The sequence below is a fragment of the uncultured Coprobacter sp. genome, from assembly GCF_947855755.1.
GTDB lineage: Bacteria > Bacteroidota > Bacteroidia > Bacteroidales > Coprobacteraceae > Coprobacter.
Genome location: NZ_CANUAR010000004.1, coordinates 52,368 through 71,482 on the forward strand (window position 1 = coordinate 52,368; position 19,115 = coordinate 71,482).

A 19,115-nucleotide genomic window follows, 5' to 3' on the forward strand; every position below is an offset into this window, starting at 1 on the left:
GATGTATTTTGAATTAAAGAAATATATATTACTTTTCCCTTTTCTGTTTTCTTTTTTAAATATGGCAGCGACATCCTCTAAATACGAAATAAGAGGGGTTTGGTTGACTACCAATTGGGGATTGGATTGGCCGAAAAAGATCATAAAAACGAAAGAAGATATAAAAAGGCAACAAGAGGAATTGTGTTATTTATTGGATCAAGTCCAGAAAATGAATATGAATGTCGTCTTTTTCCAAACTCGATTGCGGGGCGATGTTTTATATTTTTCTCGGTATGAACCATGGAGTTCTGTTCTTACAGGCATATCGGGGAAAAATCCAGGATATGATCCTCTCCGTTTTGTTATCGAAGAATGTCATAGAAGAGGACTTCAATGTCATGCTTGGCTTGTTTGCATGCCATTGGGAACTTCCCGTCAAATAAAAAATCAAGGTAAAAGTTCTGTGGTATCAAAATATCCAGATATGTGTAAATATTGGGACAGAGAATGGTATCTTGATCCCGGGAATCCGAAGACCGCTTTATACCTTGCATCTATTGCCGGAGAGATTGTCTCGAATTATGATGTAGACGGAATACATCTCGATTATATCCGCTATCCTGATAAAGCCGGCTTTCCTGATAGGAAGACATATCTGAAGTATGGTTCTTCCGGTAAAACTTTGAATCAGTGGCGTAGAGAGAATATCAATAAAATCGTATATACGGTTTATGATTCTATAAAGAAAATTGATCCGGCAGTGAAATTAAGCAGTGCTGTCATCGGAAAATATAATACGCTTTCGGTATTTTCTTCTTTAGGGTGGAGCGGAATAGAGAGTGTTCATCAAGACCCGGTAGAATGGCTGAAACAGAATAAGCATGACTTTATTGTTCCGATGATGTACTTTTCCGAGCGTTCTTTTTATCCTTTTTTGATAGATTGGGTAAAGCATTGTGCGGAGCATCCGATAGTTTCCGGATTAGGAGCATATAGGCTTTGTGCGAACGACGGAGATTGGCGACTGCAAGATTTTATGCGTCAAGTTTATGACGGTCGCAGGTATGGTGCAAGGGGACAAGCTTACTATCGTTTGGAAAATTTGATAAATAATGAGAAGTTTGTATATACGGCGCTTTTACAAGCATATCGCTATCCGGCATTATATCCTCCGATGAATTATATGGGGAAAACATTGCCTTGTGCGCCTGACTCTTTGTGTGTAGAATATAAAACGCTATCGACCTTTCTATATTGGAATTCTGTAACAGATGTGCGGGAATATGTTTTATACGGAAGTGATAGTTATCCGGTAAATACAAATGATCCGGCAAATATTATTGCTTCAGGAGTACGTGGATGCTCTTTTGAGACTTCTCTGAAAAAACGTTTTTATGCAGTGACAGCTGTAGATATGTATCATCAGGAGAGTATTCCTGTGCAAATGTCGTTTCCTGAAACTTATTATAAAAGTGCAGATAATGAAGTCGTTTTGTCGAATACATTGGAAAACTTTGATAGAATTGCTATTTTTAATATTTTTGGGAAAAAGATCTATGAAGGAAAGTTTAAAGTTTCAATAAAAACAGATGGCTTATTTTCAGGCGTTTATCGAGTCGAACTATATAATAATCAGGGTAAGGAAGAAAAAATATTAATTGTCAACTGAAAAATAATATGATGTATCCATTAAAATTTGAAGTTATCCTCAAAAGTATTTTATGGGGAGGAAGTGAGATTTGCAAGTTTAAAAATTTAAGCGCAAAGCTTGATGGAATCGGTGAGAGTTGGGAAATTTCTCAAGTAAAGGACAATGTCTCAGTTATTGCAAATGGAGAGTATAAAGGGAAAAACCTGACAGAACTTATGCAAGAAAAAGGTGCTGAATTACTCGGTCAGCATGTTTTGGATAGGTTTGGGGATAAATTTCCTTTATTGATTAAATTTATCGATGCTCGGGATAATTTGTCGATTCAGGTTCATCCGAATGATAAGTTGGCTAAAGAGCGCCATAATTCATTTGGTAAAACAGAAATGTGGTATGTTATTTCAGCACAGGAAGGAGCTGGGTTGTATTCAGGTTTTTCTAAGCAAATTACTCCGGATGAATATGTCGAACGGGTAGAAAATAATACGATTATGGATGTCCTTCAATTCCATCCGGTTAAGAGTGGAGACGTATTTTTCTTGCCTGCAGGAAGAATTCATGCGATCGGGAAGGGGATATTTATTGCTGAGATACAGCAAACTTCTGATATTACATACCGGATTTATGATTATAATCGAAAAGATGCCAATGGAAAAGGGCGAGAATTGCATACGGCTTTAGCAAAAGATGCGATTGATTATAAAATGTATTCTGATCTGAAAACAGAATATACTCATCAAGAAAATGAACCGGTATTGTTAGCCAGTTGTCCTTATTTTACAACGAATTTGTTGGAGATAAATAGTGAAAAGACTGTAAAAAGAGAGATTGCAGATAAGGATTCTTTTGTTATTTATATTTGTATGGAAGGAGAGGCTGTCATGGTTGATAATAATGGATGTAAGACAGAGCTCCATCGGGGAGAGACGGTTTTAGTTCCGGCATCCACAAGTTTCGTAGAGCTATCGACGACACAGTCGGTTAAGTTGTTGGAATGTTATATTCCTCGATAATAATAGAATTCCTTATAAAAGAGATTGATTAGTATTATAGTGGAAGATTCTTTTGTTATAATGAACAAGATCTTCCGCTATTTGTTTATTTACAAAAAATATATGATATGAATAGGTATGTTATAATTATTTTTGTTTTGATATTAGGCTTTTCTTTGGATGCCTGCAAACATACAAAACAAAAAAATCCTGTCGTCCAGGAGTCGTCTGTATCTGAAGATTCTGTAAAGTATATTTATGAGGGTATTTTGCCTGCAGCCGATGCAGCCGGAATACGTTACACGTTGACTATTTCAGCTCCTCGAAATAGCGGAGACGGTGCATTTGTCCTACAACAAGCTTATTTGGGAACAGGAGAAAAAGATACGGTATTTACAACTACGGGAAGACGTTATACCCATAGGGGAGACGCAAATGATATAAACGCAACAGTTTGGCAATTGAAATCTGATAATGGAAATGATATATTCAATTTCTTATGTGAGAATGATTCGACTTTAATATTATTAAATGAGAACTTTGAAAAAAGTGATTCTGAATTAAATTATTCTCTTCATTTAGTTAAATAGTAAAAAGCCAGTTCGAAAAAGGACTGGCTTTTTTATTGTCTTCCTCTAATTCTATTAGAGGAAATGTCGTATCTCGGTATAAGCAATCGAATAAGTCCGTTGTTTCTGTTCTCGATTTACAATTTATTTTAGAATATTTTCTATTTTACATAATTCATCAGGAGTAAACTCCGCATTATCTAAGGCTTTTAGATTGTCTTTTAATTGAGTTACTGAGCTTGCCCCGATGATGACACTGGTTACCCGATTGTCTTTTAATAACCATGCTAATGCCATTTCTGCGAGAGTTTGTCCTCTTTGTTCCGCTAAATCGTTTAGCAATTTTATTTTAGCAATTTTATCTTCTGTAACTTGATCTGATCGTAAATGTCCGGTAGATTTTGCCGCTCTTGAATTTTCAGGAATCCCATGTAGATATTTATTTGTCAGTAGACCTTGAGCTAATGGCGAAAATGCGATCATGCCTACTCCGTTTTCATCTAAGAGTTGTAGCAGCTCGGGTTCTACCCATCTATCGAACATTGAATACCGGGCTTGATGTATCAGACATGGTACTTTCATTTCTTTAAGAACAGATATGGCTGTTCGGGTTTGCTCTGCATTATAATTCGAAATGCCTACATATAGGGCTTTCCCTTGATGCACCATGTCAGCTAAGGCACACATAGTTTCTTCTATCGGAGTTTCCGGATCAGGGCGATGAGAATAAAATATATCGACGTAATCGATTCCCATTCTTTTCAAGCTTTGATCCAGACTTGCCATCAAATATTTACGGCTTCCCCAATTTCCATAAGGTCCTGGCCACATATCATATCCGGCTTTGGAAGAGATAATCAGTTCGTCTCTATACAATCCTAATCCTTTTTTTAATATTTGTCCGAAATTTTCTTCTGCCGAACCGTATGTAGGGCCATAATTATTTGCCAGATCGAAATGTGTTATTCCGTTATCGAAAGCTGTATATGCAATTTGAACGAAATTATTGAATACATCTACACTTCCGAAATTATGCCATAATCCTAAAGAAATAGCAGGCAACAATAGTCCGCTTTTACCACAGCGGCGATAAGTCATTGTATCGTACCTGTTATCGGATGCTTTGTAATTTTTCATTATTGTTATTTTGAAGGTTAATGAACAAAGATATGTGTTTTTTTGTAAAGATGTGATATTAATAAAAAAAGAGATTCCAAGTTTTCCTGAAATCTCTTTCTCTGTTAAAAAAAACATTATAACATTTCAACGGATCGTTTAATAAACTGACTTAAAGCTTCACCTTTTAACATATTGTTGGATAATAGTGCCAAATCAACTAATTGACGAACCAACTTATGTTTGTTGGCATACTGTGTAAGTAGTTCGGATTCTTTTTTCCGTAAAGAGTCGACTTCTTTTTCTTTATTTCGAAGTTCTTCTTTTTCAGTAACGGGAATCTCTTCGTCTTTTTTCCCTTTCGATGCTTCCTGAAGTTTGGCGATAGCATCATTCAGTTCATTAATTTCTTTTTGTATAGGTTCTATTTCTGCATGACAGTCCTTTTCTGTTTCTTCTATTACTTTTTTAGACAAAGGATGTTCTGTATTTATTATTAAATTGAAACTGTCAGGCATCTCTCCGTAGAAATTTATTCCCGGTTGCATGGCCGACATATCTTTCATTCGGCGCATAAATTCGTTTTGGGTTATAATGACCGGCTGAGATTGTTCTCCCAAAGCTTCAAACATCACCATAAATTCGGCTTTTTCCAAAGTCGGTATTTGAGATTTGAATACTGTGGTCATCATATTTCTCTGAGCGGCATCTAAAGAAACTTCGGTTTTGTCATTTTTCCGAACAAGATTGTCTATGATGTCACTGTCAACTCTCACAAATCGGCTTTTTTCCAATTTTTGTTCAAGTAGTCCGATAAAATGAATGTCCAGTTGACCATCCATCAATAAAACATCATAACCTTTAGATTTGGCTATCTCGATATAACTATATTGTGCAACAGCATCTGTAGCGTAAATATATATCAAATTCTTGTCTTTATCCGTCTGATTCGCCTCGATCAGAGTTTTATATTCTTCGAGCGTATAATATTTCTTGTCTGTATCTTTTAATAAAGCGAATTTTTGCGCCCGATCATAAAATTTTTCATCAGACAGCATTCCGTATTCGATGAAGAGCTTGATATCATCCCATTTTTCTTCGAATTGTTTTCGTTCGTTATTGAATATTTCTTGAAGTCTGTCTGCAACTTTTTTTGTGATGTAAGAGGAAATCTTCTTAACATTAGAATCGCTTTGCAGGTAAGACCTGGAAACATTCAGCGGAATATCAGGTGAATCGATGACCCCTTGTAACAACATTAAAAAATCAGGAACGATTCCCTCTACAGAATCGGTAACAAATACTTGGTTGGAGTAAAGCTGTATGCGGTTTTTATTTATATCGAGGTTGTTTTTTATTTTGGGGAAATAAAGAATACCTGTCAGCTTGAACGGATAATCAACGTTTAGATGTATCCAAAACAAAGGTTCATCCAACGAGGGATATAAATCGTGATAGAATTTACGATAATCTTCTTCTGTCAGTTCTGTCGGTTTCTTTGTCCATGCAGGTGTCGTATCGTTTATGATTTTATCTTTATCCGTATCGATATATTTACCGTCTTTCCACTCTTGTTCTTTACCGAAAATGACCGGAACGGGAAGGAATCGGCAGTATTTCTTCAATAAAGACTCAATTTTTGAGTCTTCGAGGAATTCTTTATTCTCATCATCAATATATAATACGATATCTGTACCGCGTTCTTTTTTATCAATTTCAGACATTGTATATTCCGGAGAACCATCACAGCTCCACATTACTGGTTTGGCATTTTCTTGATAGGAAAGAGTTCTGATTTCTACTTTCTTAGCGACCATGAAAGAAGAATAAAATCCTAAACCGAAGTGTCCGATAATAGCATTAGCATCATTTTTATACTTATTCAGAAATTCTTCAGCTCCGGAAAATGCAATTTGATTGATGTATTTGTCGATCTCTTCTGCTGTCATTCCGATTCCATGATCCGATATTGTAAGAGTACCTTCTTTTTTATCGATAGATACTTTCACGTTCATCTCGCCTAATTCTCCTTTAAAATCTCCGAAAGAAGATAAGGTCTTTAATTTTTGAGTTGCATCTACTGCATTCGAAACGAGTTCACGTAAAAAAATCTCGTGATCACTGTACAAGAACTTTTTAATAATGGGGAAGATATTATCTGTTGTAACCCCGATAGTTCCTTTTTGCATAGCTATATTATTTTTTAAAGTTAAATTTTATCACAATCGTTTGTAGAAAAACAAAAAAAATGCCAGACCAACCGGTCTGACATTTTGACTTATTCATTATTATTTTGTCACTCTTTATCACTATGTACAGAAGATACGATCTTGTCCTCATGCTTATCGTAGTCTATGATTATTGTGTCTCCTTCTTTTATCGAATCACGTATTACCAACTCTGCAATCTCGTCTTCCAAGTATTTTTGTATCGCTCGTTTTAAAGGACGAGCTCCAAACTGAATATCATACCCTTTGGAGGCTACGAATTCTTTTGCCGCATCGGTCAACGTAAATTTGTAGCCCAATGCTTGCATTCTTTGGTAAAATCCTTTTAATTCGAGATCGATGATCTTGTAGATTGCTTCTTTGTCGAGTTGGTCAAACATGATTATATCATCGACACGATTCAGAAATTCCGGAGAAAACGCTTTGTTCAAAGCTTTTTGTATAATACTCCTCGAAAATTCTTTATCCTCTAATGACGCAGACGTAGAGAAACCGACACCCCGTCCGAAATCTTTCAGTTGGCGTGTACCTATGTTGGAAGTCATGATGAGAATCGTATTTTTGAAATCGACTTTTCTTCCTAAACTATCTGTCAATCGTCCTTCGTCCATTACCTGCAGCAGCAGATTGAATACGTCTGGATGGGCTTTCTCCAATTCATCTAATAAAATTACGGAATAAGGTTTCCGTCTGACTTTCTCTGTTAGTTGCCCACCTTCTTCATATCCTACATATCCCGGAGGAGCGCCTATTAATCTCGATACACTGAATTTCTCCATGTATTCGCTCATATCTACCCGAATCAGAGCATCTTTAGAGTCGAACAGATATTCTGCCAATATTTTTGCCAGATGTGTTTTTCCTACTCCTGTAGGGCCTAAGAACATGAATGTCCCGATCGGTTTATTCGGATCTTTCAGACCTACCCGGTTTCTTCGAATGGCTTTTACTATTTTATCAACAGCATTGTCTTGTCCTATGATAGCTTGGCGTAAAGTATCACCCATGTGTAATAACTTGGTGCTTTCTGCACTGGCAATTCGCTGTACCGGTACTCCTGACATCATTGCAACTACTTCTGCTATTTTTTCTTCGTCCACGATTTCACGATGTTCTTGGAGTTCTTCTTCCCATTTTTGTTTTGCAGTTTCCAGTTGAGCCTGAATATCTTTTTCCTTGTCTCTGAAACTTGCCGCTAATTCATAATTTTGAGATTTTACAGCTTTTATTTTTTCCTCTCGTATCGTTTCTATTTGAGCTTCGAGAGTTTCTATTTCTTTAGGTACTACGATATTTGATATATGTACACGCGAACCCGCTTCATCCATTGCATCTATGGCCTTATCCGGGAAATTACGATCACTGATATAACGTTCGGTCAGTTTTACGCAAGCTTTTAACGCTTCCGGTGTATAGGTGACATTGTGATGGTCTTCATAACGGCCTTTGATGTTATTCAATATTTGCAATGTCTCTTCAGGTGTTGTCGGATCTACCATTATCTTTTGGAATCTTCGTTCTAATGCACCGTCTTTTTCTATACTTTTTCGGTATTCATCTAATGTCGTAGCTCCTATGCATTGAATTTCGCCCCGAGCCAAAGCTGGTTTTAACATATTTGCCGCGTCCAAAGTTCCGGTTGCACCACCAGCACCTACAATAGTATGGATTTCATCTATAAAAAGGATTATATCCGGATTCTTTGTCAGTTCGTTCAATATAGCTTTGATACGTTCTTCGAATTGTCCGCGATATTTAGTCCCTGCGACGATAGAGGCCATATCCAAAGATATAACCCGTTTGTCAAATAAAACACGAGACACTTTTCTTTGAATAATACGTAAAGCTAAACCTTCTACAATAGCAGATTTGCCGACTCCCGGTTCTCCTATCAATACAGGATTATTTTTTTTGCGCCGACTTAAGACCTGAGCTAACCTTTCGATTTCTTTCTCACGACCGACAACCGGGTCTAATCGATTTTCTTCTGCCGCTTTTGTCATGTCAGTACCGAAATTATCGAGAACCGGTGTATCTGCAGATGTTTTCCCGGGAGAAGTTGTCGCTTTTTGCTGTTCGTTTTTATATCGTTTTTCTTCTTCGAATTCATCATCATCGTCATCTGCAAATTCAGCTCCCATTAGAGGATTATCAGATAGAGGTTTGGACATTTTAAAATATTCCATAACTTCTTGATATGTTACATCACAATCTTTTAAAGAACGTGTAGCTGGGGTATCAGGATCTTTTAGTATCGCTAATAAAAGATGTTCGGTATCTGTTGTATCACTTTTTAAAATTCTAGCTTCTAAGATGCTCATTTTTAATACCTTATCTGTGCTTTTGCTGATTGTAATCTCATCTCCGGCATTAATATGATCGTTTGATAATCTTAAATCTTTTTCAACGGAAGCTTTCAGCTCGGCTAATTGGACTCCGAGATGCCGCAAAGCCTCTATGGCTTTACCAGAACCGTCTCTCAGGATTCCCAGCAAAAGGTGTTCCGGGCCGATATATGAGTTTTGTAAGCGTTCCGCTTCTTCTCGGCTATATCCAAGAACATCTTTAACTCTTTGTGAAAAGTTTCTTTCCATGTAGTTGATCTTCCTTTCTTCTTTATTCGATAATTTACAATACAAATATAAAATGAATATGTGTAAACCTTGTTTTCGTACAACATATATTATATGTATTTAATACAAATAGTATGCCATTATTTTTGATTTTTGATACGCTTGAAATTATCGAGGAAATTATAAACGAAAAGATATGTTCTAAAATTGTGAAATTAGAAATCTTCTTGTATTATTTCCGATTGAAAAAATTTTTCTAATCGGGAAGAATGTTGTAATTTAGTGCAGTTTTTTCAAAACAAGTAAATGTATTAACCAATCTTTTAAAAATGATTGACCAGGAGGATAGAATTTTAAAAATTAACATTGAGAACGAGATGAAGAAATCATATATCGATTATTCGATGTCTGTGATTGTCGCTCGTGCTCTTCCCGATGTGAGAGATGGTTTTAAACCTGTACACCGTCGTGTACTGTTCGGAATGAATGAACTCGGGAATACATCTAATAAACCGTATAAAAAATCTGCCAGAATCGTCGGTGAAGTATTAGGAAAATATCACCCCCATGGCGATTCTTCTGTATATTTTGCAATGGTGCGTATGGCTCAGGAATGGTCTTTGCGTTATCCATTGGTGGACGGACAGGGTAATTTCGGATCGGTGGACGGAGATAGTCCGGCTGCCATGCGTTACACAGAAGCCCGATTATCAAGATTAGCTGAAGAAATGTTGCGGGATATAGATAAAGAAACCGTTGATTTCCAAAATAATTTTGATGATACATTAAAAGAACCGCAGGTTTTACCGACTCGGATTCCCAATTTATTGGTAAATGGAGCATCCGGTATTGCAGTCGGTATGGCTACCAATATGCCTCCGCATAATCTGACAGAAGCCATTAATGCGACTATCGCATTGATAGACAATCGGGAAATGGAGATTGCAGATTTGATGCACTATATCAAAGCTCCCGATTTCCCTACTGGCGGATATATATATGGCTATTCTGGAGTAAAGGAAGCTTTTGAGACCGGACGAGGACGTATTGTTATCCGTGCCAAGGCAGAGATTGAAACGGAAGGGAATAAAGAAAAAATCGTTGTTACCGAAATTCCTTATTTGGTCAATAAAGCGGAGTTAATTAAGAATATTGCCGATCTCGTAGAAGAAAAACGATTGGATGGCATATCTAATATTAACGACGAGTCTGACCGAGCAGGAATGCGTATCGTCATTGATATCAAGAAAGATGCTAATTCGAGCGTTGTGCTTAACAAATTGTATAAGCTTACGGCATTACAATCTTCGTTCAGTGTCAATAATATCGCATTGGTAAACGGTCGTCCTCAAGTGCTTAATTTGAAGCAATTGATAGAAGCGTTCATCGATCATCGTCATGAAGTTGTTGTTCGTCGCACGCAGTTCGAATTGAGAGAAGCCGAGAAAAAAGCTCATATTCTTGAAGGACTCATTATTGCTTGTGATCATATAGACGAAGTAATTCAAATTATACGTTCTTCAAAAAGTCCGGATGAAGCTCGCGAGCGTTTAATCGAGCGCTTTGGCCTTACGGATGCCCAGTCAAGAGCTATTGTGGATATGCGCTTGCGTCAATTGACAGGTTTGGAACAAGATAAACTTCGTGAAGAATATAAAGCTCTTATGGAGTTAATAGCTTATTACAATCGTATTTTATCTGATGATTCAGTCTGTATGCAGGTTGTAAAAGATGAATTGATAGAGATTAAAGAAAAATATGGGGATGACCGGAAAACGGAAATCATCTATGCTTCGGAAGAATTTAATGCAGAAGATTTCTATGCCGATGACGAAATGATTATTACCATTTCTCACTTAGGGTATATCAAGCGGACACCTCTTTCGGATTTTCGTGCTCAAAATAGGGGAGGAGTCGGAGCAAAGGGAAGTGAAACGAGAGAAGAAGACTTTATAGAATATATTTATCCGGCTTCTATGCATAACTATATGCTTTTCTTTACACAAAAAGGAAAGTGTTATTGGTTGAAGGTGTATGAGATTCCTGAAGGTGCTAAAAATTCTAAAGGGCGCGCTATTCAAAATATGCTGAATATTGATGCCGACGATAAAGTCAATGCCTTTATACGGGTTAAACAATTGCAAGATCCCGAATATAATATGTCTCATAATTTATTGTTCTGCACACGTAAAGGTGTGATCAAGAAAACGAAACTTGAAGCATATTCTCGGCCTCGTCAAAATGGTGTGAATGCAATTACCATACGGGAAGACGATCAGGTAATCCAAGTTCGTTTAACGACAGGTGACAGCCAAATTATTATGGCGAATAAACATGGTCGTGCCATTCGTTTCCATGAAAGTACGGTTAGAGAAATGGGACGTACAGCAACCGGAGTTCGTGGTATGACGCTTGACGAAACAGGAGATGACGAAGTAATCGGAATGATTTGTATCAAAGATCCGGAAAAGGAAACTGTAATGGTCGTTTCTGAACAAGGATATGGTAAACGTTCTGAAATAGAAGATTATCGTATTACTAACCGTGGCGGTAAAGGCGTGAAGACTTTAAATATTACAGAAAAAACCGGAAATTTGGTTGCGATCAAGAGTGTTACCGATGAAAATGACTTGGTCATTATCAACAAATCGGGGATTACTTTACGAATGAAAGTTGCCGATGTCAGGATTATGGGGCGTGCAACGCAAGGAGTTCGGTTGATTAATCTTGAAAAGCGGAATGATGAAATCGCATCTGTATGTAAGGTTTTGTCAGAAACCGAATCGGATTCTTCTAATTCAGAAAATATAGATTCGTCATCTGAAATGAATGAAGCTGAGGCTTCGGAAACAACAGAATAAATTAATTATTATACTTCTAATCCTAAAACGTGAAAAAGATGAAAAAGGTTCTATTGACAGCAGGTATATGCCTATTTGCCGGAAGCGTTTTTGCTCAAATGAAGAATGTGAATGCGGCATTTAATGAGGCAAAGATGCCAAAGCCTAATTTTGGCGAAGCTCGTAAGTCCATTAATGAAGCTTTAAAGAATCCGGATACAAAGGATCTTGCTAAGACTTGGTATGTGGCAGGTTTTATTGAAAATAAGAGTTTTGAAGGCGATTATAATAAGACTCTTATAAAACAGAGTGTAAATGAGAAGAATATGTATAACGCTTTGTTGGATTCTTATGAAAAATATTTGGTAGCGGCAAAGCTGGATACGATGCCGAATGAAAAAGGGAAAGTGAAATCTAAATATCTGAAAGATATTAAGAATACGATTAAGAACAATCAACCTCATTTCTGGAGTGCCGGAGCTTATTTTTATAATGAAAAAGATTATAAAAAGGCTTATAAAATGTGGGAGATATATCAAGATATTCCCAAGTTGAATTTCATGGCTAAAGAAACTCTGAATGCAACGGACAGTTCCTATATGCAGATTAGGTACTATGCTGCTTTAGCTGCTTTTCAAACAAAAGATAATAAATTGGCGATTAAAGCATTGAATGAAGCAAAAAAAGACAACTATGAAATTCAAGACATTTATTATTATTTAGTTTATGCATATAGTCAAGAAAAAGATACTGTAAACCAGCTTAATACATTGAAAGAGGCTGTCGAGGTTTTAGGTGAGAAAGCAAATGATCCTAAATATCAGTTTATGTCTCAATTGATTAATTTATGTATTTACACAGGAAAGGGGGATGATGCAATAGCCTATTTGAAAAAAGCGTTGGAAACCAATCCTAACATCGCTGAGTACTGGAAGGTTTTGGCTGTTCTGTATTATGAAAATAAAAAAGATGAGGCAAATGCTGTGCAATGTTTGGAAAAAGCGATATCTGTAAAACCTGATTATGCCGATGCCTATGGTGAATTGGGCCGTATCTATTTTAATAAAGCGGTGACAGCAAGTAATGAAGCCAGCTTGATTAAAAATGATGAGGAATATCAAAAAGTAAGAGAAGAAGTTGTGTTGGCTGCATACAAAAAAGCTCTTCCGTACTATGAAAAAGCTCATTCGATGAAACCTGATGAAAACGAATATATGATTGCGTTGAGAGGTATATATTATAATTTGGGTGATGAAGCTAATTTAAAGAAAATAGAGGCTGAGATGAATGCATCTGAATAAAATAAATAAATCTATATAGAAAACGGGGACAAAAAATGTCCCCGTTTTCTATATGGTAATTTCTGGCATTTGCATTAGAAAAGCTTCTGGAAAATTTTTTCGTATATATTGATTTATTATATTCAAAGAATCTTGAACAATGATTTCATCTGCATGAGGAGATAGATTATATATGACAGAATGTAATTTTAAATTCCTATTTTTAATAGCTTCAAGACTTAGAAATGTATGGTTTATACTTCCTAATCTACCGGAAGTTACTAATATTATAGGATAATTTTGTTGAGATATATAATCGATTGTCAACAAATCGGGAGTAAGGGGAACCATGAGTCCTCCTGCACCTTCTAACAGAACTATATCATATCGCTCTTTTAGAATCCTGCTGGACAAGGTTATTGCATCAATATCCAATTCTTTTTTATCGATTTTTGCTGCAAGATGGGGAGATGAGGGGTAGCTGAAGATCACAGGAGCTGTCAGTTTTGAAATATCTTCCGGGAGCATTTCCATTTTCATAATCTTTCTATGAAGCTCAATATCTTCTGAATATTCTTTATTTCCTGTTTGTACCAATTTTTGTGTGATAACTTTTACATGTTGATTTAATAGTTGTTTGGCAAGCCATCCGGTTGCTATAGATTTTCCGATGTTTGTATCGATACCGCTAATAAAGTAAATTCCTTTCATGATTTCTATTTTTTTGATGCAATTATATAGATCGGGTGATATGTTAATGGAACTCCGTAATCTGATTTGAATAGTCTATTATACCGATCTGTGAAATATAAAAAATCTGATTTTGTCCATTTTTCTGAGGCGATACCGTTGACACCTGAACGCTTTAAGTGTAATAGTACATCTTTAGGTAATGAAAAATAAACAGTTTTGATCTCTTCTTTCATTTTGATAATTTGGAATGAAGAAGAAATAATATGCTCTAAATCTGATTTTGTAAAATAAGATAAGCCGATATTGGTAACTTGTTTTATTTCTATAAGATTTTTTTCTCCGAATGTTGAAATCGCCACAAGACCTTTGTCAGAAAGACTACGGTTTATTTTTTTTAAAAATAATGGAAAATCCTCTAACCATTGTATTGCCGATGATCCGGCTATCAGATCGTATTTATCCGGAAAATTAATCGTTTCCATATCTCCGGAAATAAATTTTATGTCATTAGGAATATAATTGACAACTTCAGGACAAAGGTCGTTTGCTGTAATAGTTGCGGAAGAGAAATGAGAGTGTAGTAATCGGGTGAAGAAGCCTGTTCCGCATCCGATTTCTAAGATCGAAGACACAGGATAGTTTGAATATACAGATAATAATCTGTATAATTCCATTGCTATTTGATATTGAACAAAGGCTTCTTGTTCATATGTGGAGATAGCCTTTGTAAATGATTTTCTTATTTGCTGTTTATTAATCGACATATTTATTGAAATCTAAGAAATGGGCTTCGTCTATAATATCGTATTTGTTTTTTTCCCATGCTTTTAGCTGATTTTTTGTTGGGAAAATGAAATCACGCGTTCCTATTATCGCTTTATCCCATTGAAAGGTTGATGTCATATCTTTTTTAACCATTGATTGTATAGAAATTAATTCTTGTTTTAGACTTTCAATAGATCTGTGGGAAGTATGATTTATAAAAAACTGAAAATTCTCTTTGTTTCCACACATCCGTTTATTAAACTTTAATAAGTTCTGTTCATTCAATAAATCTATTGTTTTTTGGAAAATTGTCGGATCTATGCCTTTTTCTTTTTCTATCGGAAAGATCGTTCCGTTTATTGCGACGCTTTTCCGAATAGGTAAATTACAATCCTGTAAAACTTGAGATGCTGCCCATACACCCATCGACCATCCATATACATCAATTACTTGATAATTTTTATAATGAGATTTTTCGAAATCTATATTCGTATAATCGAAACAGATGCAGGTATCGAAATCCTTTTTATTGATAGATAAGGTGTTTTGATCCATGCCCCAACCTGTGAAAAATAAAATCAGAGACTTATTATTTTCCTGTTTTGTAAAATATTGTTTCATGATTTCGATAAATTCCTGATGCAGTATATTAATCGATTTATTTCTTCTTCTGTACAATTTGCAGTTAGAGAAAACCGTATTCTTGCTGTTCCATCGGGAACGGTTGGAGGACGTACCGGAAGAACATAAAATCCTTGCTTTTGAAGTTCTTTTGCCGTATTATGTGCAGACTCTGAAGATCCTGTGATATAAGGTATAATATGGCTGCTACTTTGTATTTCCCGATTTTCCGAACTGAGTTCTTTTTTTAACAAGTTTGAAATTTTTTTTATATGTTCTCGTCGGCCATTCATGCCAACGGCTTTATTCAGTGTAAAAAGAGTCCATTTGAGATTGATAGGAGGCAGTGCTGTCGTAAAAATAAATGTCCTCATTGTATTAATAAGATATTCTCGCATTATCCTATTGCAAATCAAGAATGCTCCGCAAGATCCTAACGCCTTTCCGAATGTACCGATCAAAAAATCGATATGTTCGATAATATTGTGTTCTTCACAACAGCCCAGTCCGTTATTCCCTCGTACACCGATTGCATGTGCTTCGTCTATGTAAAGCATAATTGCCGGATATTTTTGTTTAAACCGGACCAATGTTCGTAAATCCGACTCATCTCCGTCCATACTGAAAATGCTTTCCGTAACAATAATTATGCGGTCATAGCGTTCTCCGGCCTGTTGTATGAGGCGTTCGAGCTGTCGATAATCATTATGTTTGAAACGAATACATTTGGCCTGGCTTAGACGAATACCGTCAATAATACTTGCGTGAACTAATTTGTCGGCAAGTATCATTGAACGGGATGTGGTTATCGCCGGGAGGATTCCTGTATTTGCATGGTAACCGCTATTAAATACCAACGCTGATTCAGAATGGAATAATTCGGCTAAACGTTTTTCTAAGATAATATGAGCCTCGTAATTTCCTGTTTGTAATCTGGAAGAGGATGCAGAAAACTGAAAATCATTATCTTTTAAGTTTTCTAAAAACTCGGAATATAAATGGCGGTCTGTAGCGATACCTAAATAATCATTGGAGGTAAGATTTGTGAACTTTTTATTTCCTGCAACGATTCCGTTTTCTATATTGGTTATTATTTGCAATTCCCTTAGATTTCCGGAACTTTCTATTTCTTTTAATCTATTTTCAAAATATCTGTCTTTCATTGTTTTATTGCTTGCTTACAACACTTAATAATGCTGATGTCAATCGAGTTAATTGATCGGGATTGATGATGTATGGAGGCATAATATATACTAACTTACCAAAAGGTCTTACCCATACACCATGTTCGACAAATTGACGTTGTATCTTGGACATGTCTACAACCTCTCTCATTTCAATGACTCCAATAGCGCCTAATACACGAACATCTGCGACTTGGGAGTATTCTTTGGCAGGAGAAAGATCTTCTTTTAATTGAGCTTCAATACTTTTAACTTGCATTTCCCAGTTGTTTTCTAATAATAGGTTGACAGATGAAAGAGATATTGCACAAGCTAAAGGATTTCCCATAAAAGTCGGTCCGTGCATAAAGACTCCGGGAAATCCGGAAGAGATTACATTAGCTACGAGATTTGTCGATAATACGGCAGCCATTGTAAGATATCCGCCGGTTAAGGCCTTTCCGATACACATGATATCCGGAGAGACATTAGCGTGTTCGCAAGCAAAAAGTTTTCCAGTACGACCGAATCCGGTAGCTATCTCGTCGAATATTAATAAAAGGTGATACTCCTCACAGAGTTTTTTTGCAGCTTTTAGATATTGAGGATGATAAAATCTCATTCCTCCAGCACCTTGTACTATCGGTTCTAAAATCAATGCTGCAATATTTTCATGATGAGCTTTTATACATTCTTTTAACGGCACAATACAATTTTCATCCCAATCATCGTAAAAACGACAGCTTGGTGAAGGTACAAAATATCGGTGAGGAAGTGAATTTCCAAAAATAGAGTGCATACCTGTCACAGGATCACAAACCGACATAGCGTTCCATGTATCGCCGTGATATCCCGATCGGATAGTAACAAAATTTGTTTTTTCATTTTTCCCTTGAGCATACCAATATTGTACCGCCATTTTAAGAGCTACTTCTACAGCTACAGATCCGGAATCACAATAGAATATTTTCTGGAGTTTCTCAGGAACTAATGTCAATAATTTTTCTCCCAGTTCTATTGCCGGACTATGTGTTAATCCTCCGAACATGATGTGGGACATTTTAGACAATTGTTCTTGTGCTGCTCGATTCAGTACAGGATGATTGTATCCGTGTACGGCAGCCCACCAAGAAGACATTCCGTCAATTAACTTTTTCCCGTTTTTTAGTTGAATATATACCCCGTCTGCCCGCTCTACTTCATACGTAGGTATGGGATTTAATGCAGATGTATAAGGATGCCATAAATGTTCTCTGTCAAAATTATTCGTTTTCATATTCATTGTCAATAGAATATCCGCAATTGGTAAATAGTTTTTTATCTTCGGCAACTTTAGAACCCACAGTTGTCAACATATCTCCGACAATAGAAGAATTGATACCGATCATTAACGCTTTTTTCAGTGTATCTTGAGATAACTGAGCCCTTCCTCCGGCTAAACGCAAGTATGCGTCAGGGTTAATAAAGCGGAAGAGTGCGATAGTCGTGAGGAGCTCGTCTGGAGATAATGGAACTGTTTGTTCTAAAGGTGTACCGGGTATGGGCTGTAATATATTGATAGGTATTGAATATATGTTCAGATGTTTCAAAGTAAAGGCCAATTCTATTCTTTGTTCTGCTGTTTCTCCCATACCTATTATCCCTCCGGAACAAACTTCCATTCCGATTTCCTGTGCTGCACGAATCGTTTTTATCTTTTCCTCTTGAGTATGGGTAGAACATAAAGTCGGAAAATAGGAGGGAGCGGTTTCCAAGTTACAGTGATACCGTTTTACTCCGGCAGCCAAGAGTAATGATAATTCTTGTTTGTTCAGAAGACCTAATGATGCGCAGAGACGGGTATTTATATTTATGCTTGATATATATTTGTATAAGTCGCATACTCGAGTTAATAATTCTCCTTGAACTTTACGTCCGCTTGTGACTAATCCTAAATGATGTATTTTCTGTTGAAATACCTGAGAAGCTAGTTTTTTACACTCTTCTCGATCAATAAGGGAATATGTATTGATCTGGGTTTTGTAGTGCCCGGATTGTGCACACCATTTACAATCTTCCGGGCATTTCCCGGAGCGAGCATTTATAATGGAACACATATCGAATTTGTTCTTACAAAAATGTTTTGTAATTTCTCCTGAGGCCTTATATAAAGCTTCTTTATCTGTCGTTTTAAGCAAAGAGAATGCATCTCTTTCTGATAAATGTTCCCCTGATAGGACTTTGTTTTTTAATTTTTCGATCATATTTTTTTATAAAAAAAGACCGAGAACTACATGATAGACAGTAGTTCTCAGTCTCTATTGGGTATAATAGAAAATAAATACAATAAGGAATATCGTTTGATAAAATAACGGGTAATATCTCTAATTTTTTGAATAAAAATAAAATATCTGGAGGGGTCTTGCCATCATTTTCATCGGCTTCCGAGTAACAGATAAAATCACTTTTCTTCGATGTATAGAGAATACCTTTTTGTTTTTTCAAGGAAATATCGATGATTGACTTACATACGCATCCGATATTTACACATTTCCCGATACTTTGAAATGCAGCAAACTGGTTTCGACTCCAACGACGGAAACGAATGGTTTTCGAAATATTTTTTATGCTTAAAGTCATCGGTTGCAAATGTAATAGAAATAACT

At 36.2% G+C, this 19,115-nt stretch carries 14 protein-coding genes; 5 read left to right on the forward strand and 9 right to left on the reverse strand.

The window, feature by feature from the left end; genetic code table 11:
- Window positions 1–61 precede the first annotated feature (61 nt).
- The 3 genes from Q0093_RS03865 to Q0093_RS03875 all read left to right on the forward strand — a co-directional run bounded on the left by Q0093_RS03865 (window position 62) and on the right by Q0093_RS03875 (window position 3,212).
- A complete protein-coding gene (locus Q0093_RS03865) occupies window positions 62–1,651 on the forward strand; it encodes a family 10 glycosylhydrolase (RefSeq protein WP_297928506.1) in 1,590 nt (529 codons plus the stop codon).
- An 8-nt stretch (window positions 1,652–1,659) separates the two neighbouring features.
- Window positions 1,660–2,643 (forward strand): type I phosphomannose isomerase catalytic subunit, encoded by a 984-nt coding sequence (locus Q0093_RS03870; protein WP_297928507.1) that lies wholly within the window; start codon window positions 1,660–1,662, stop codon window positions 2,641–2,643.
- A gap of 107 nt (window positions 2,644–2,750) precedes the next feature.
- Window positions 2,751–3,212 (forward strand): copper resistance protein NlpE N-terminal domain-containing protein, encoded by a 462-nt coding sequence (locus tag Q0093_RS03875; RefSeq protein ID WP_297928508.1) that lies wholly within the window; start codon window positions 2,751–2,753, stop codon window positions 3,210–3,212.
- 123 nt (window positions 3,213–3,335) lie between these two features.
- On the opposite strand, the gene mgrA is transcribed toward Q0093_RS03875, so the two are convergent.
- From mgrA to Q0093_RS03890, 3 genes are all read right to left on the reverse strand, one after another.
- Complete coding sequence (gene mgrA / locus Q0093_RS03880) at window positions 3,336–4,328, reverse strand: L-glyceraldehyde 3-phosphate reductase (protein ID WP_297928509.1); 993 nt, start codon at window positions 4,326–4,328, stop codon at window positions 3,336–3,338.
- Window positions 4,329–4,444: 116 nt separating this feature from the next.
- Window positions 4,445–6,496, reverse strand: a complete 2,052-nt coding sequence (gene htpG / locus Q0093_RS03885) for a molecular chaperone HtpG (protein ID WP_297928510.1) — start codon at window positions 6,494–6,496, stop codon at window positions 4,445–4,447.
- 107 nt (window positions 6,497–6,603) lie between these two features.
- Complete coding sequence (locus Q0093_RS03890) at window positions 6,604–9,129, reverse strand: ATP-dependent Clp protease ATP-binding subunit (protein WP_297928511.1); 2,526 nt, start codon at window positions 9,127–9,129, stop codon at window positions 6,604–6,606.
- Between the two features lie 308 nt (window positions 9,130–9,437).
- Here Q0093_RS03890 and gyrA point away from each other — a divergent pair, with 308 nt between their 5' ends.
- Both gyrA and Q0093_RS03900 read left to right on the forward strand, forming a co-directional pair.
- Window positions 9,438–11,969, forward strand: coding sequence for a DNA gyrase subunit A (gene gyrA, locus Q0093_RS03895; protein ID WP_294177502.1), 2,532 nt, complete (start codon window positions 9,438–9,440; stop codon window positions 11,967–11,969).
- Between the two features lie 38 nt (window positions 11,970–12,007).
- Window positions 12,008–13,249, forward strand: a complete 1,242-nt coding sequence (locus tag Q0093_RS03900) for a tetratricopeptide repeat protein (RefSeq protein WP_294177501.1) — start codon at window positions 12,008–12,010, stop codon at window positions 13,247–13,249.
- A gap of 48 nt (window positions 13,250–13,297) precedes the next feature.
- On the opposite strand, the gene bioD is transcribed toward Q0093_RS03900, so the two are convergent.
- From bioD to bioB, 6 genes are read right to left on the reverse strand one after another with little or no spacing between them, the layout of a single operon-like run.
- Window positions 13,298–13,942 (reverse strand): dethiobiotin synthase, encoded by a 645-nt coding sequence (bioD, locus tag Q0093_RS03905; RefSeq protein WP_294177558.1) that lies wholly within the window; start codon window positions 13,940–13,942, stop codon window positions 13,298–13,300.
- Window positions 13,943–13,944: 2 nt separating this feature from the next.
- Entirely contained in the window at window positions 13,945–14,685 is a 741-nt protein-coding gene (gene bioC / locus Q0093_RS03910; protein WP_297928512.1) for a malonyl-ACP O-methyltransferase BioC, read from the reverse strand.
- Window positions 14,675–15,307 carry a pimeloyl-ACP methyl esterase BioG family protein gene (locus Q0093_RS03915; protein ID WP_294177499.1) on the reverse strand — a complete coding sequence of 211 codons (633 nt, stop codon included), beginning with the start codon at window positions 15,305–15,307 and terminating at the stop codon, window positions 14,675–14,677. Before Q0093_RS03915 ends, bioC begins: the two co-directional genes overlap by 11 nt.
- Window positions 15,304–16,470 carry an 8-amino-7-oxononanoate synthase gene (locus tag Q0093_RS03920; RefSeq protein ID WP_297928513.1) on the reverse strand — a complete coding sequence of 389 codons (1,167 nt, stop codon included), beginning with the start codon at window positions 16,468–16,470 and terminating at the stop codon, window positions 15,304–15,306. Before Q0093_RS03920 ends, Q0093_RS03915 begins: the two co-directional genes overlap by 4 nt.
- A 4-nt stretch (window positions 16,471–16,474) precedes the next feature.
- Complete coding sequence (bioA, locus tag Q0093_RS14840) at window positions 16,475–17,746, reverse strand: adenosylmethionine--8-amino-7-oxononanoate transaminase (RefSeq protein WP_367175053.1); 1,272 nt, start codon at window positions 17,744–17,746, stop codon at window positions 16,475–16,477.
- The gene (gene bioB, locus Q0093_RS14845) at window positions 17,733–18,713 is read right to left on the reverse strand and encodes a biotin synthase BioB (RefSeq protein ID WP_367175054.1); all 981 of its coding nucleotides are present in this window, start codon (window positions 18,711–18,713) and stop codon (window positions 17,733–17,735) included. The genes bioA and bioB overlap by 14 nt, the downstream gene beginning before the upstream one ends.
- Window positions 18,714–19,115 lie beyond the last annotated feature (402 nt).